This is a genomic window from Niallia sp. MER 6, from assembly GCF_023714395.1.
Taxonomy (GTDB): domain Bacteria; phylum Bacillota; class Bacilli; order Bacillales; family Cytobacillaceae; genus Niallia.
On the sequence record NZ_JAMAUK010000008.1, the window covers coordinates 32,088 to 47,613 of the forward strand.

Below are 15,526 nucleotides of genomic sequence, written 5' to 3' on the forward strand. Positions count from 1 at the left end.
GCACTTCCTTTTTTTTCTATTAAGAGAAGAATGATTTTATCGCATCAACGAGACTTGCAAAAAATTCTTTTACTTTTGCAAGAAAACCTTGACCTTCTTCACTTTCAATAAATGCATTAAATTTATCTTTTGCATCTTGCAGCTGATCTCCAACCTGATTCCAGTTGATATCCAGCTCTTTAAGCTTATTGAAGAAATCCATCAATGTTTGCTTTTGAGTATCGCTTAACGAAATATTAAGCTCGCTTGCTGCATCATTGATGATTTTTTCCAGTTCAGCATCTGTCGACGGTTTATTTTCCGCGATTTTTTCTTTGATTTTTGCCATTAGTGCAGATGCTTTATCTGTTCCTATTTCTTCACCGAGGTTAGCGGTCTGCACCATCTCTTCATTGGCAGCCTGTTTAACATCCTCTGGAATTTCTGTATCTGTTGATACTTCATATGCTTTAATAAGACCTGTAAGTGCTGCTGTCCCCGAAACCTCAATTGGAGCTGTAACATAAATGTCAGCATCCTTTACACCTGCAGTTATTAACGCATTAATATACATTTCATCTGTTACCCAGTTTATATTTTTAGTTGTCACTTCTATTCCGCTTCCTGCATCATTGATGGTAATAGCGGAGGAAGAGATGGCTCTTGTGCCAATCAATGCCTTGGAAATATAGCTTCCTAGATATTGATGTTCTTCTTTATTAGAGACTGTAATGATTTGTGCATCATCAGGCGCTTTCATTTCCGTCAGAAGCAGTTTCTTCTGCTCTTCTGTCAAGTTTTCACCTAAAGTAATAATCATATCCCCTGGCGCTGCATCTGCTAATGCGTGCAATGGCAGCAGGAGCAAAAGTGAAAAGACAAGCACAGCCCATTTTTTTCTAATCATCTGTGTTTCCTCCTAAATATGTTCTATGCATATAGACGTACAGGCAAATCAAAAAGTTTCCTTCTACCCACATATTGTGTAAAGGACGGGATTTGCACTTGCTATTATAATCGATAATAAGGCTAATAAAAATAGTAGCTGAATGAATTGTTTTAGCATACTATTATAATGAGAAGATGATATATGGATTACTTGCAAACAGTAGGGATTTTGACGCAGTTACTGTAATGATGCTTTCTTCTTATAATATTTTCATTGAAGATTAATCATAATTTATGTATGATAGTATTTATAACAGGTTTCGCCAAAGTCAGATAATTTATGCTCTTATGGCGGATTTTAATACTAGTGCCGGTTTCTTCATATTTAAAATAGAATATTGTTTGGAAACAATCCATTATGGGAAAACTTACAGGTAAATATGCTTTAATAATAATGAGGGATACAAATGATTATTCGTTATAAAAAATCTTTTGAGAAAATTGCGATGGGCCTGCTTTCTTTTATGCCTGCCGAAAAGGATTTAAAAGTGCTACAGCAAACGATAAAGCAATACGAAGCTAACGAGAATTGGCAGCTTTTTTTATGGAAGGAAGAAGAGGATATTATCGGGCTTATAGGAATCAGCTTTGAAGATGCGGACAGAATCAGCATCCAGCATATATCCGTAAACCCTTCGTACAGACATCAAGGTGTCGGTAAATCGATGGTGCAAGCAATTAAGTCATTATATACCAACAAAAAAATCGAAGCGAACGAATTGACTGTAGGCTTTCTTTCTAAATGCATGAATATGGAGGAAAATCTTAATTCGTAATAAAAATAAATCCCTGACCGGATTCCTTACAGGTAAGCGGTCAGGGATTTTTTGCTACCTATTTCTTCCTGCGTTCCTTACGCTCTGCAATGGCAGCATTTCTTTCTAAGATGACCTCGCTTCTATCTCGTGTCAGATGACGATGAACAATTGCTTCAGCAGGTATTAAACTTGATTTCCACTCCATTCCATGCGATAGACACCATTTCACGCATTGCTCTTCTAAAAAAGCATCGTTAATAGGCAGGACTAACGGTTTAAAGGGAAGCTGGTTATTGATACTATGCAATCTTTCTTCCAATCTCGCCAGCAATATATGCTCATCCAGTCCATAGTCTGACCATATCCAGTTTCCATGCTTAAACATGATAATGGCTTTTTCTAATGTTTTGCGTGCGCCAGTGAAATTTCCGCGACGATGGTGATAACATGATACTGCCATTAAAATAAAGCTGACCCAAATCGATTCTTTATTGCCTGGATCAACCTCTTTCCAATATTCCTCTAATATTTCATGGCACTCAAAGAAATCTTGATCTCCATGAAAATGTGCCAAATACTCAATATATTCATCTGGATACACCACTATTTTCTCCTTCCCGACAAAAAGTATCTTTTGCTATTATACTTCCTTTACAAGCAGATAGAAAAGTCAGTTACCCTATATGCTTTTGAAGATGGTATAATTTATTATTGGATAACTTTATGGAATCATCTATACTTATACTAGCATAAGGAATATGGATGTTATTTTATTAGGATTTTGGTGAGATATAATGCAATATAATGTGAAGATTGACAGTTTTGAAGGTCCTTTGGACTTGCTGCTGCATTTAATAAATAAATTAGAAATTGATATATATGATATAAATGTCGCGGAAATAACGGAACAATACTTAGAATATATCCATGCAATGTCAGAGCTGCAGCTTGATATTGCAAGTGAATTTTTAGTGATGGCAGCGACACTTCTCGCAATTAAAAGCAAGATGCTGCTTCCTAAATACGATGAAGAGCTTCTTGATGATGACCTTATGTATGAGCCGGAAGAAGATTCAAGAGAAGACTTAATCGAAAGACTGGTAGAATATCGTAAATTTAAAGAAGCAGCGGATGATCTTAAGGAGATGGAGCAGGAGAGAGGGTTGATTTTCACGAAGCCTCCGAGCGATTTATCTGACTTTACCCAAGATGCAGATCAAAATGCTAAAAGCGATTTGGACGTGTCTTTATACGATATGCTGGCTGCGTTCCAAAAGCTGATGCGCAGGAAAAAGCTGCAGGCGCCCCTATCGACAAAAATAACAAGACAGGAAATTCCAATCGAGAGCAGGATGGAGGAAATTCTTGTTTTCATTAAAAGCAGAAGAAGAACTCATTTTGAAGAGCTTTTTCCTGTCCATGATAAAACCCATATAGTTGTGACCTTTCTTGCTCTGTTGGAGCTAATGAAGCGCCAGGCGTTATTTGTGGAACAAGAGCATAACTTTGCAGATATATTTGTGGTTGGAAAGGAAGAGGAAAGATTTTGATGGTTACAAATTGGAAAGGTATTATTGAAAGTTTATTATTCGCAGCTGGAGATGAAGGCTTGACACTTAAGCAGCTGGCCCATGTCCTGAATGTGGAGCAATTCGAGGCGGAGCAGGTAACAAGAGAGCTGATGGAGGATTATCGTAAAGATGAAAATAGAGGTATTTCCATTGTGGAAATAGCCGGGACCTTTCAGCTTGCCACGAAAAAAGAGCATTCAGTCTATTTAAAAAAGCTTGTTGAATCCCCGCATGCTTCTACATTATCACAGGCTGCACTTGAAACCCTTGCCATTATTGCTTACAGGCAGCCGATTACAAGAGCAGAAATTGAAGAAATCCGCGGTGTGAAAACAGAAAGGCCCCTTCATACCCTTTCTGCAAAAGCGCTAATAAAAGAGGTCGGCAGAGCAGAAGGTGCAGGCAGGGCAATCTTATACGGAACGACAAAGGAATTTTTAGATCATTTTGGTTTAAAGGACTTAAAGGAACTTCCTGAATTAGCAGAAAAAGAGGAAGATTATAAGCAGGAAGAGGCAGATTTGTTCTTCGAATCATTCCAGCAATTGGATGACTAAAACAAAAAGAGGCAGGATGAAAGCAACGCATTCATCCTGCTTCTTTTTTTCGGTTATTTAAACATGTTCCCCCCATTCTGCACATATTCTGTAAAGAATGACTTTAGATAGAAAAGGGGTTATCTGAGATCAATGAGCAGCTACAATGAATATGTAAAAGATGTGTTAGTCTGGAACAGAGAATTGAAGGACTTTTTAGAAACAGAGAATGTCCAAAGAAGCGCAGAAATTTGGAAAAGCCTTGATAAGTTTACATCCTTAATGGAAACGGTCCAACGCAAACCGATTGATACAGAGGAACTGATTAAAATCCAGCATAAAGCGGAAGAGCTTCAGGACGAAATGGAAGGTTACTTTAAGCAGAGACAGCAGGTTGGAACGATTTTCATCAATGAACCATCAGTAAAGGCAGGAGGCCACAAGCTGCCGCCGCTGCCGTATGCTTATAATGCATTGGAGCCCTATATAGAGGAAGAAATTATGAGGCTTCACCATACAAAACATCATCAATCCTATGTGGATGGACTAAATAAAGCAGAAACAATGCTGGCACAAGCAAGAAAAGATCGAAAGTTTGACCTTGTGAAGCATTGGTCGAGAGAGCTAGCCTTCCACGGATCTGGTCATTATTTGCATACGATCTTTTGGAATAATATGAGTCCAAACGGCGGAGGAGAGCCTAAAGGGATGCTTCTTGAGTCAATAAAGGATTATTTCGGCAGCTTTGACGCTTTTAAGCACCACTTTACAGAAGCAGCCAAGGCAGTGGAAGGGGTAGGCTGGGCAATCCTAGTCTGGTCACCTCGGGCGCGCCATTTGGAAATTCTCCAATCAGAAAGGCATATGCTGTTGACTCAATGGGATACAATTCCCTTGTTGGCATTGGATGTTTGGGAGCATGCCTATTACTTACAGTACAAAAATAACCGTGCTGATTATATCAGTAATTGGTGGAAAATCGTTAACTGGAAAGATGTTGAAGAGAGGTTTGCGAAGGCAAGTGATTTGAAATGGAGGCCGTTTTAATTTTTTATTGAGCATGCAGGCGAACAGCAATGGTTCGTCTGTTTTTTTGATTTTAAAAAGAGAGCCTAAGTCTAAAGTTTTTACCAATTTGTCATAAGCCCGCTTGTCCTGCATAAATATGTACAAACCATATAAGGAGACGAGGTAGTGTTATATGAAACCATATAAGATATTACTCCTATCTTGCATCACGGCATTTCTGTTGCTGACTATCCCGCAAAATGCCAATGCGCAAATATATGTCAGTGCTAGCAGCGCCATTTTGATGGAGCAGGAATCAGGACGAGTCATTTATGAAAAGGATGCACATACCCAAAGAAGGATTGCCAGCATAACAAAAATTATGACAGCCATTCTTGCGATTGAGTCGGGAAAAATGAATGATATGGTGAAAATTAGCGAGAATGCAGTTAGATCTGAGGGATCTTCGATTTACTTGAAGGCCGGCGAAAAAATCTCTCTAGAAGATTTGGTGTACGGGCTGATGCTTCGATCTGGGAATGATGCAGCTACTGCTATTGCGGAGCATGTCGGCGGAAGTTTGGACGGATTTGTTTACTTAATGAATCAAAAAGCACAAGAGCTGGGCATGAAGGACACACATTTCGCTAATCCTCATGGGCTGGATGATCATGAGGATCATTATTCATCTGCCTATGACATGGCGTTACTAACAAAGTATGCGATGGATAATGAGCAATACAAAAAAATAGCAGGAACAAAAAATTACCGTTCAGAAAATCCTGATGGAGAATGGGACCGGGTTTGGAAGAACAAAAACAAGCTGCTGACTGGTCTTTATGAGTACACCACAGGCGGAAAAACAGGTTATACAAAAAGAGCGAAAAGAACCCTTGTCTCCACAGCGGAAAAAGATGGAGTCGAGCTGATTGCAGTCACTTTAAACGATCCTGATGATTGGGATGATCATATAAACATGTATGAGACTGCATTTAAGAATTATCAAATGGCATTAGTGCTGGAAAAAGGCAAAGTTAAGACAAAGGACTCCTTCTATAAAAACAAGCTGTATATTAAAGAGGATTTAGTGTATCCGATTACGGAAGCGGAGAAGGATGAGTTAAAAATCCAATTTAAGCTTTCAAAAGTCCAAGCAGATTGGAAAAAGAAGGAGCAGAGTGTTCCTGACATAGTCGGCAATGCAGAGATCTATTTAGAAGGCAAGCTGGTAGAAACTGCTCCCGTTTATTTTGAACATGCAAAAGTAAAAGAAAAGAAGAGCTTCTTTGACCATTTTAAAAGTATGTTTCTGGCAGTTATGGGAGTAGATAAGGATGGTTAATATCATTTGGGTGCTCCTGACTGTGATTGGAATAGTTTTTGCCATCTTTAATGGGACAATCGATGAAGTCAACAAGGCAATCTTTTCAGGTGCAAAAGAAGCAGTTACGATATGTATCGGATTAATCAGTGTGCTAGTCTTTTGGCTTGGCATGATGAAGATTGCGGAACAAGCAGGCCTCTTAAAAAAACTTACAAATCTGTTCAGACCCTTAGTATCCAAGCTGTTTCCAGAGGTGCCGAAGGACCATCCGGCCATGGGATATATTCTTTCCAACATGATGGCCAATATCTTCGGTTTGGGAAATGCTGCGACTCCCCTTGGAATAAAAGCAATGGAGGAGCTGAAGCGGTTAAACGGAGGCAAGACGAGTGCAAGCAACAGCATGATAACCTTTTTGGCATTAAATACCTCCAGCATAACGCTTATTCCAACAACGGTTATCGCCATTCGCATCAACTACGATTCAGCTTCACCGACTGATATAGTTGGACCGACCTTAATTGCGACGATTTTCTCCGCAATTAGCGGGATTTTAATTGATCGATATTTTTACTATCGAAGAATGAGAAAAGGATGAATTCATAATGGAAATTATTTCACTGTTGTCAGTTTGGATGATTCCTTCTTTAATTTGCTTTATTCTCGTTTATGGAACATACAAGCGTGTACCAACATATGAAAGTTTTGTAGAAGGAGGGAAAGAGGGCATTTCAATGGCCTTTTCCATTATCCCTTTTTTAGTGGGCATGCTTGTGGCAATCTCGGTATTCCGTGCATCAGGGGCATTGGAATATTTTATGGGATTTCTAAAGCCGGCATTAGACTTTTTTGGAGTGCCATCAGAGGTTGCTCCGCTTGCGTTTATTCGCCCTATTTCTGGCAATGCAGCACTTGGTATGACAAGTGACCTGATTGCCACCTATGGTCCGGACTCCTATATCGGCCGGCTTGCGGCTACTATTCAAGGCAGTACTGATACGACCTTTTATGTGCTAACTGTGTATTTTGGCGCTGTCGGCATCAAAAAGATGGGTGATGCACTTAAAGTAGGGCTGCTTGCAGACCTTGTCGGGTTTGTAGCAGCGATTGTTGTTGTGACATTAATGTTTGGTAAGTGATGCTCCGATTCGTTCGGAGTTTTTTTTTATTTCAGTGTTTTTACAGACTTTCCTTTGAAAATGGGCAAACTTATGTCATAATTCAAAAGATGACAAAAAATATGGCTGTTTGAAAAGTAAGCTATTGCTGTTGATGAATTTAATGAGGTGAAACATAAATGGAAAGACTGCAAAAGGTAATTGCCCATGCTGGGATTGCATCGAGAAGGAAAGCAGAAGAATTAATTCTGGATGGAAGAGTTACTGTTAACGGTAAAGTCGTAAAAGAATTAGGTGTAAAAGTTGGACCTTCTGACAAGGTTGAAGTGAACGGTGTTCCAATTGAAAGGGAGGAGCCTGTATACTTCTTGCTGTACAAGCCTCGCGGCGTGATTTCGAGTGTGAATGATGATAAAGGCAGAAAAGTCGTAACAGATTTCTTTTCTGAAGTAATATCATCAAGAATCTATCCGGTCGGACGTCTTGATTATGACACATCTGGACTTATTTTGCTCACAAATGATGGAGAATTCGCGAACTTGATGATGCACCCTAAAGGGGAAATAGAGAAGGTATATGTCGCAAAGATTAAAGGCATTCCGATGCGAGAGAAAATCAAGCTGCTGGAAAAAGGCGTTATGCTTGAAGACGGTAAGACAGCACCAGCAAAAGCTAAGGTTCTGTCTGTGGATAAGAAAAAAGGAACGTCTATCGTTGAGTTGAAAATTCATGAAGGCAAAAACCGCCAAGTCCGCAGAATGTTCGAAGCGATTGGCACACCTGTGTTAAAGCTGAAAAGGGAACGATACTCCTTTTTGAATTTGAATGGCTTGAGCCCTGGTGATGCACGTGAATTAACAGCACATGAAGTAAAACTTCTTCGCACGGAAGCGAATAAGAAAAAATAAGCTTGTTAAAAATTCATAAAACGTTCACAGAACAAGGTGCATGATTACAATATCTGCAACATTAAAATGCTATAATGATTATAAGTTTTTTACGGAAATCCCATTGATATTTAACAAGTCTTTGGGATTTTGTTGTTTATAAGATGGGCAAAAAAGGAAACATGCAAAAAAGTGTTTAGCGTGCTTCCATTATTATCATAGAAGCGTTGTAAGGAGGATTACCAAATGGAGAAGGAAATAAAAATTCTTGTCGTGGATGATGAGGACAGAATCAGAAGGCTGCTGAAAATGTATTTAGAACGAGAGGACTTTCTTGTTGAGGAAGCATCAGACGGGCAAACCGCTTTAAATAAAGCTCTTTCCAGCGATTATGATATTATTTTGCTCGATTTGATGATGCCAGGCAAGGACGGAATGGAAGTTTGCAAGGAGCTGAGGGAGAAAAAGGCGACACCTGTTATTATGCTTACTGCCAAAGGAGAAGAAATTAACAGGGTGCAAGGATTTGAAGCAGGTACAGATGATTATATTGTTAAGCCCTTCAGTCCGCGGGAAGTAGTGTTGAGAGTCAAAGCTTTATTAAGAAGATCTGCTCCAGCTGGATTTGTACAAAGTGAAAGCAGTGCAAAGGACTTAATTGTGTTTCCTTACTTAACAATTGACAATGATGCGCACCGTGTTCTTGCAAATGGCAGAGAAGTCAGTCTCACGCCAAAGGAATATGAATTGCTGTTATTTCTTGCTAAATCACCAGACAAAGTATATGACAGGGAGCTGCTGCTGAGAGAAGTGTGGCATTATGACTTTTTTGGCGATTTACGCACAGTCGATACACATGTTAAACGTTTGAGAGAAAAACTGAATAAAGTATCAGAGGACGCTGCTCGGATGATTGTTACAGTTTGGGGAGTAGGCTACAAGTTCGAGGTCAGCAATGGATGATGTTTTGGAGAAGTGTTGTATTTAAGCTTTGGAGTACCTTTTTACTGCTGATTTCAGTCGTATTGATTATATTGACTGTTATGCTCCTTGAGTATTTTGAGCAGTATCATATGGAGTTGACAAAAAAAGAGCTGACAAGCAATGCTGCCAAGGCGTCAAGCATTCTTGAGCAACATCCGGATATCGGCATGGATATCGTGTGGGAGCTGGTGGATGAATCTGCCGCTGCGGCGATTGAATTAGATGGTAAGACTTCGATATCTCCGGACAGTGAATTTACGCAGGATTCAATGGAAACGGCCCTATCAAGCAAACAGCTTAAACAAGTGAACGTTAACGGCAAGGAGACTATGCAAACAATTAAACTTGCAAGCGAAGGAACAAATGAGAATGTTGAAGTGACAGCAAGCGGTGTTCCTATACTTCAGGGAGATAAACCGATTGGTGCAGTCTATGTTTTTCAAAATCTGTCTGTTCTTAATGATACAAAAAACTCAACAACGAAGTTTATTGTGTTAGCTGCTGTTGTCGCCATTATTTTAACAACAATATTTGCTTTCTTTTTGCTTACTAGAATTACAGCCCCACTCCGCAAGATGAGAGAGGCTGCAATGGAGCTGGCAAGAGGGAATTTCGAGACTACTGTTCCAATATGGTCTCAAGATGAAATAGGGGAGCTGTCTGTAGCATTTAATCAAATGGCAAAACGGCTGAACTTTAACATAAATGCCTTAAGCCAAGAAAAAGAACAGCTCGGTAATATACTGAGCGGCATGGCAGACGGTGTGCTTACGTTTAATAAAAACGGAAGTTTGCTTATAACAAATCCTCCGGCAGAAAGATTTCTGCAATATTGGCATTATGAACAAGGCAGCAGTGAGCCGCTGCAAGAGCAAGTGCCTGCAGAAGTGAAAGAACTGTTTCAGCTTGCCATCGGCACGGGAGAAGAGCAAATTGCCGAGATGAAGCTTTCGCATAGAGCGTGGGTGATTATTGTAAGTCCCCTCTATAATAGGGAACAGATAAGAGGAGCTATTGCAGTTATTAGGGATATGACCGAAGAGCGGAAGCTGGACAAGCTGCGCAACGATTTTATTGCTAACGTATCTCACGAATTGCGCACACCGATCAGTATGCTGCAAGGCTATAGTGAAGCCATTGTAGATAATATTGCACAATCTGAGGAAGAAAAGCAGGAAATGGCCAAAATCATTTATGACGAATCTCTTCGCATGGGCCGCCTTGTCAATGAGCTCCTTGATTTAGCAAGGATGGAAGCGGGACATCTTGAGCTATTCCTAGATGAAGTGGAAATGACTTCCTTCTTTCATCGGGTTGCACGGAAGTTTAATGCAATCGCAAAAGAAAAAAATATTGAAATAACGATGGATATCCAAGAGGATATGACGCCATTTGTGATGGATGTTGATAAAATCGAGCAGGTGGTCACAAATATTATCGACAATTGCATCAGGCATACGAAAGACAATGGTACTGTGAAAATCAATGCAAAATCAGATAATGTCGGCATTTACTTGGAAATAGAAGATAACGGTGCCGGGATTAAAGAAGAGGATTTGCCATATATTTTTGAGCGCTTTTACAAGGCGGATAAGGCAAGGACGAGAGGCAGCGCGGGCACAGGACTGGGGCTTGCCATTGCCAAAAATATCGTGGAGGCTCATAATGGCCATATATCTGTCACAAGCAAGTATGGTCATGGAACGACATTTTTTATCTTTTTGCCCCGAAATGTTGAATAAATTTAGAGATGTTGCCGATTCTTCTTGATTCACAAGAAACAATTTAACATAATAGAACATAAGGAAGGATTATTCCTTCCTTTTTGTTTTGCTTAAAAATACGATTAATCTTAATAATTACATAAAAAATTATTGTAGAAGAAAAAAATCCGTAACTATTGTGGAAAACAATACGACTAATTTTATAAACGGGGAGGAGAAACTGATGGACTCCGTTTTTGATGAACTATATAAAAAATATCATCATGACGTTTTTCAATTTCTATTTTATATGGTCAGCCATAAAGAGACGGCAGAAGATTTAGTGCAGGAAGTATATATTCGCGTATTGAAATCCTATGACCGTTTCGAAGGGAAAAGTGCAGAAAAAACGTGGCTGTTCAGTATTGCACGGAATGTAGCGATCGACCATTTTCGTAAAAATAAAAACTGGAAGGACAGAATCATGGAGAAGTTTGATTGGTCTAAACAGCAAATCAAAGCTGATGATTCTCTGCCAGAGGAAGTGGCTATACTATCTGAAGAAGTGCAATATTTATATCAAGCGTTAAAGGTATGTACAGTGGACCAAAAGATGGTCATTATTCTTCGCTATATTCAGGAACGGTCCATTGCAGAGACGGCAGAAACACTCGGCTGGACAGAAAGTAAGGTAAAGACAACACAGCACCGCGCTTTAAAAGCACTAAAAAAACATATGGAGGAATGGACGAGAGAGGAGGAATACAATGGAAAAAAACAATTGGAGCGATGAGCAGCTAAAAAGCCTGTTGAGGCAATTCCCGGCCATTAAGGATGAACGGGACCCAAAGAGCATTTATCAAAATATTGCGGCCGGCAAGTCTAAACAACGGATTCGCCGTCCTTGGCTCATGCCAGCAGTCGCTTCTGTATTTGCTTTCATGCTTCTTATTGTTATAGGAGAAAGCTTCTTTCGGTCAAATAACGGCAATTATAATTTAAGTGATTCATCTTCATCCGAAAACAGCAAATATATAGCAATTAATGAAGACAGCCAAAGCACAGAAAACTCATCTTCGTTCCAAATGAAAGAGCAGTCAGGAGAAGTCGAGAATCGACAGGCAGATGTTGAATTACAAACAACAGCTTTGTATGCAGAAGAAGTAGGAGACAAAGAGCTGCTCACATACCCTATTCCTGATAAGAATCTGCAGGTGGCAGTGCCTGTCAGCATTCTTGTTGAAAATCCGGACAGCTTATCTAAATTTGACCTGTATAAAAAATACATGTCTGCCATTGAGGAAACAAGCTGGGGCCTTGATAACTATTACCCATTTGATGGGACAGTCAGTTATGACATGAGCAATAAGACAGTTATTATTGACTTCGCAGATGATGTCACATCCCTTGGAGCAATCGGTTCAGATGACTTCTTAAACTCTATTGTTTATCAGCAGCTGGAAAGTGTCGGTGCCGATAAAATGGAATTCAGGAGAAAGGGTCAAAAGGGAGTATTAGTTGGTGACAGAGATTTGACGGAGATATATTATCAGCAGCTTGAAAACAGAGGGTACTATCTCTTAACAGATTCAGTCGAGGCTGAAAATGCCCTGTATGTTCCTTGGGAGACACCGTATCATGATATTGAGACCGCACTTATCAATATGCAAAAGGATATGCCGGAATATGGTCTGTCTGCATCAATCCCTGACAATATCCGTTTCGAGAAGATAGTTCCAAATATAGAAACAAGTGAATTGGAGCTGTATTTAACAAAAGACAGCGTCCTACATGCGGATAAAGCTACACTTAGAGCTATAGAATCGATCTTGCTGACCGCTAAGGATTTCCAATTTAAAACAGTGAGATTTGAAAACGCTGGGATTAATCAAATTGGAAGATTTGTATTTACTGATGAAATCCCAGTTCCTGTAGCGGCAAATAAACGAGAAATGAATTAAAAAAGTTCCAGCTTAGCTGGAGCTTTTTTTAGTTGTTTTTGTCAGACGGTGAAAAAGAATGCATGAATTAAGAGAACATATCCCATACTAACATTTGTTTCATAGCTTTTAGGAGACTAGGCAAATGCTCTTATGCTAATGGTTGTCACTTTCATCTAGGTGGACTGATCAGTTCTATAACGAAACATGTACTCATATGGTGAAAGAGGAACTTTTCAATTTTCTTTTTTCTCTCAACAAATATTTGTTGCAGGTTATTTTCGTGTTAGGAAAAAAAGGAGGATACAATGGGAGACTATATCAGACGGCTGCTCATAGCTGCAATAATGCTTCTGTTTGTCAGCTTGTTATTTTTAGGAGGCAAGCATTCAGAAGCTAAATCACCTTCACTGTCTGAACGCACCAAAGGGTGGACTTGGCCGAGTGAAGGCATGATTTCAGATACATTTAATACAAGACATGGAGATCATAAAGGAATTGATATTGCAGGTGACCTTGGAGCTGCTGTATTTGCTGTAGACAGCGGCAATGTCACAAAGTCTTATTATTCCCAATCCTACGGGAATGTAATTTTTATTAAGCATACTAATGGCTTAGAAACCGTTTATGCCCATTTAAATGAACGAGTAGTGAAGGAAGGACAAAAGGTTGAAATGGGCGACCTTATTGGGAAGATGGGCAATACTGGCCATTCCTCTGGCGTCCACCTGCATTTTGAGATTCACGAAAAAGAATGGACGGTAACAAAGGAAAATGCGATAAACCCGATATTGGCATTAGGAGAGGCAGAAGTGGGACAGACAGTCGAAGCAGCAGCGAAACCAGCGAGACAGGAAGCTGCTGAAGCAAAAAGCAAACCTGTAAAAAAAGAAGTAACCACGAAAGAAAATAAAAAGGAAAAGGCAAAAGCCGAAAAACAGGCAGAGGTAAAACCAGAAACTTTGGAAATAACGGTAGAAGAGCCGGTAGGCTATAACCCAACTCTTGGGCAAGTTCCATATAAAAAAGCAATCTATTACATAAAAGAAAACGAAATAAGCGCAATATTAGGTGAACAACCTGCCTTGCTTCCCCCTGAAAGCATGAGTCTGCTTCAATTTAAGCAATTAAAGGAGCAGGAAGATAAAAATAGCGGCATCACACCTAATGTGAACATCTATTATGAATAATGTATTCCTTAAAGGTTTGACTTACATAAAAGTAGTATCACTAAGTGAGAATGGGCAATAAACAAAGTTCCCAGTATGTTTCTTTCTTTGTGAGTTGCCCCAGTTCGAAAATCTCCTTTTAATTCCGATAAAACTTCCCGCTTTTATTATAAGCAATGTTCTTCCCATAACAGCCATTCTTATGTATAATATAAATTAGTAAAAAAAATAAAATATTGATCTATCTTCGGGGCAGGGTGTAATTCCCGACCGGCGGTGAGGAGTATTGCTCTAAGTCCGCGAGCCTATTCGTTAGGCTGATTTGGTGAAAATCCAAAACCGACAGTAAAGTCTGGATGGGAGAAGATGGAGGTTCTGCAATCGTTCGAAAAAATTATTAGTTAGAACGTTTGTTAAGTATGCCTTTAAACACTCCCTCAAGCTCATGTTAGCTTGAGGTTTTTATTTGGCGTGCCTTAACAAAATTGCTGAATCTCTCTTCTTAGGCAGATGGATCCTAAAAGGAGAGAGTAAGAAATGAATAAAAAGAAAATGAATGTAAGGAAATTTGTCTTGATTGGAATGATGAGCAGCATGGCTTTTGTGCTTATGTTTATCAAGTTCCCGCTTCCAACGTTTCCTCCATTTTTGACATTGGATTTCAGTGATTTGCCAGCATTGGTAACAGCGTTAATTCTTGGTCCAGTTGCAGGTATATTGGTAGAGTTGATAAAAAACCTTCTGGATTATATTGTCCATAACAGTGAGATTGGAATACCTGTAGGAAATTTAGCAAACTTCATTGCTGGAGTTGCATTTATCCTGCCTGCCTATTTCATCTACAATAAATTGAAATCAAAATTGGGAATGGTGCTCGGCCTTATCTCAAGTGCCCTTGTGATGAGTATAGCCCTTAGCTTCTTCAATTATTTTGTACTATTGCCAGTTTATATTAAGTTTATCGGATGGGACTCAATGACATCTGCCGAAATGCGTGCATATGTAATTTCCTTAATCCTGCCGTTTAACCTTATTAAAGGCGCTATCGTTTCAGCCTTGTTCCTGCTTGTTTTTACGAAAATGAAAGGCTGGATCACAAAGCAAGCTCAATATCGTAAGGTAGCATAATAATAAAAAAAGCAAAAAGAGAAAAACTCTTTTTGCTTTTTTTATTATTCGAATTTTAATGCGTCGCCTTCAAACGGCTCATCTGCCACTTTAATGGAATCTGTTGGGCAGCCTTCAAATGCATCAAGCATATCGTCAAGCAATACTTCTGGAACTTCTACAGTTCCTTCGTTATCGTCAAGCATTACAAATGCCAAGCCTTCATCATCATAATCATAGATATCAGGAGCTGCAGCTCCACATGCACCGCAAGCAATACATGTATCTTTATCAACAATCGTATATTTTGCCATGAGTCGTAAAAACCTCCAGTATTCTTTTGTTAAGTAATATGCATTTATAAATAATGATACATCTTTACTATCCATCCTTTATTGTAAAACTGAATGTATAACTTTTCAATAAAAAAGACCAATATAAAGGAATAAACCTCGCATTAATGATTCAAGTTTAGCTCCAAGTACAGTTTTCGT

General features: G+C 39.3%; 17 protein-coding genes and 1 riboswitch. Of the genes, 14 read left to right on the plus strand and 3 right to left on the minus strand.

The genetic code is table 11. From position 1 onward, the window contains the following. Positions 1-19: 19 nt before the first annotated feature. Entirely contained in the window at positions 20-886 is an 867-nt protein-coding gene (locus tag M3600_RS12380) for a DUF1002 domain-containing protein (protein ID WP_233313305.1), read from the minus strand. A 448-nt stretch (positions 887-1,334) separates the two neighbouring features. On the opposite strand from M3600_RS12380, the gene M3600_RS12385 reads away from it, so the two are divergent. Continuing rightward, complete coding sequence (locus tag M3600_RS12385; protein ID WP_233313307.1) at positions 1,335-1,703, plus strand: GNAT family N-acetyltransferase; 369 nt, start codon at positions 1,335-1,337, stop codon at positions 1,701-1,703. Positions 1,704-1,761: 58 nt separating this feature from the next. Here the strand turns inward: M3600_RS12385 and M3600_RS12390 are convergent, their stop codons facing one another. Further along, positions 1,762-2,289 carry a DUF309 domain-containing protein gene (locus M3600_RS12390; protein WP_251646243.1) on the minus strand — a complete coding sequence of 176 codons (528 nt, stop codon included), beginning with the start codon at positions 2,287-2,289 and terminating at the stop codon, positions 1,762-1,764. Positions 2,290-2,479: 190 nt separating this feature from the next. Between M3600_RS12390 and M3600_RS12395 the strand changes: the two genes are divergently transcribed. From M3600_RS12395 to M3600_RS12455, 13 genes are all read left to right on the plus strand, one after another. Continuing rightward, positions 2,480-3,235 carry a segregation/condensation protein A gene (locus M3600_RS12395; protein WP_233313310.1) on the plus strand — a complete coding sequence of 252 codons (756 nt, stop codon included), beginning with the start codon at positions 2,480-2,482 and terminating at the stop codon, positions 3,233-3,235. Beyond that, positions 3,232-3,813, plus strand: coding sequence for an SMC-Scp complex subunit ScpB (gene scpB / locus M3600_RS12400; RefSeq protein WP_282581398.1), 582 nt, complete (start codon positions 3,232-3,234; stop codon positions 3,811-3,813). Before M3600_RS12395 ends, scpB begins: the two co-directional genes overlap by 4 nt. Before the next feature lie 132 nt (positions 3,814-3,945). Continuing rightward, positions 3,946-4,839, plus strand: a complete 894-nt coding sequence (locus M3600_RS12405; RefSeq protein WP_237941673.1) for a superoxide dismutase — start codon at positions 3,946-3,948, stop codon at positions 4,837-4,839. Positions 4,840-4,993: 154 nt separating this feature from the next. Further along, positions 4,994-6,142 carry a D-alanyl-D-alanine carboxypeptidase family protein gene (locus M3600_RS12410; protein ID WP_233313313.1) on the plus strand — a complete coding sequence of 383 codons (1,149 nt, stop codon included), beginning with the start codon at positions 4,994-4,996 and terminating at the stop codon, positions 6,140-6,142. Then, positions 6,135-6,722: a nucleoside recognition domain-containing protein gene (locus tag M3600_RS12415; protein WP_233313314.1), complete on the plus strand. Its 588-nt coding sequence runs from the start codon at positions 6,135-6,137 to the stop codon at positions 6,720-6,722. Before M3600_RS12410 ends, M3600_RS12415 begins: the two co-directional genes overlap by 8 nt. A 7-nt stretch (positions 6,723-6,729) precedes the next feature. Continuing rightward, the gene (locus M3600_RS12420; protein WP_233313315.1) at positions 6,730-7,263 is read left to right on the plus strand and encodes a spore maturation protein; all 534 of its coding nucleotides are present in this window, start codon (positions 6,730-6,732) and stop codon (positions 7,261-7,263) included. A 158-nt stretch (positions 7,264-7,421) separates the two neighbouring features. After that, positions 7,422-8,150: a pseudouridine synthase gene (locus M3600_RS12425; RefSeq protein WP_237941672.1), complete on the plus strand. Its 729-nt coding sequence runs from the start codon at positions 7,422-7,424 to the stop codon at positions 8,148-8,150. Between the two features lie 225 nt (positions 8,151-8,375). After that, a complete protein-coding gene (locus M3600_RS12430) occupies positions 8,376-9,092 on the plus strand; it encodes a response regulator transcription factor (RefSeq protein WP_233313317.1) in 717 nt (238 codons plus the stop codon). After that, positions 9,089-10,855 (plus strand): ATP-binding protein, encoded by a 1,767-nt coding sequence (locus M3600_RS12435; protein ID WP_233313318.1) that lies wholly within the window; start codon positions 9,089-9,091, stop codon positions 10,853-10,855. The genes M3600_RS12430 and M3600_RS12435 overlap by 4 nt, the downstream gene beginning before the upstream one ends. Before the next feature lie 184 nt (positions 10,856-11,039). Next, the gene (gene sigX / locus M3600_RS12440; RefSeq protein ID WP_325169552.1) at positions 11,040-11,609 is read left to right on the plus strand and encodes an RNA polymerase sigma factor SigX; all 570 of its coding nucleotides are present in this window, start codon (positions 11,040-11,042) and stop codon (positions 11,607-11,609) included. Then, positions 11,584-12,777: a hypothetical protein gene (locus M3600_RS12445; RefSeq protein ID WP_233313320.1), complete on the plus strand. Its 1,194-nt coding sequence runs from the start codon at positions 11,584-11,586 to the stop codon at positions 12,775-12,777. The genes sigX and M3600_RS12445 overlap by 26 nt, the downstream gene beginning before the upstream one ends. Positions 12,778-13,064: 287 nt before the next feature. Beyond that, the gene (locus M3600_RS12450; protein ID WP_233313321.1) at positions 13,065-13,946 is read left to right on the plus strand and encodes a M23 family metallopeptidase; all 882 of its coding nucleotides are present in this window, start codon (positions 13,065-13,067) and stop codon (positions 13,944-13,946) included. Positions 13,947-14,164: 218 nt separating this feature from the next. Beyond that, positions 14,165-14,297: riboswitch (FMN riboswitch) on the plus strand. 165 nt (positions 14,298-14,462) lie between these two features. Further along, positions 14,463-15,053, plus strand: a complete 591-nt coding sequence (locus M3600_RS12455) for an ECF transporter S component (protein WP_251646245.1) — start codon at positions 14,463-14,465, stop codon at positions 15,051-15,053. 44 nt (positions 15,054-15,097) lie between these two features. Here the strand turns inward: M3600_RS12455 and M3600_RS12460 are convergent, their stop codons facing one another. After that, positions 15,098-15,346, minus strand: coding sequence for a ferredoxin (locus M3600_RS12460; RefSeq protein WP_233313323.1), 249 nt, complete (start codon positions 15,344-15,346; stop codon positions 15,098-15,100). Positions 15,347-15,526 lie beyond the last annotated feature (180 nt).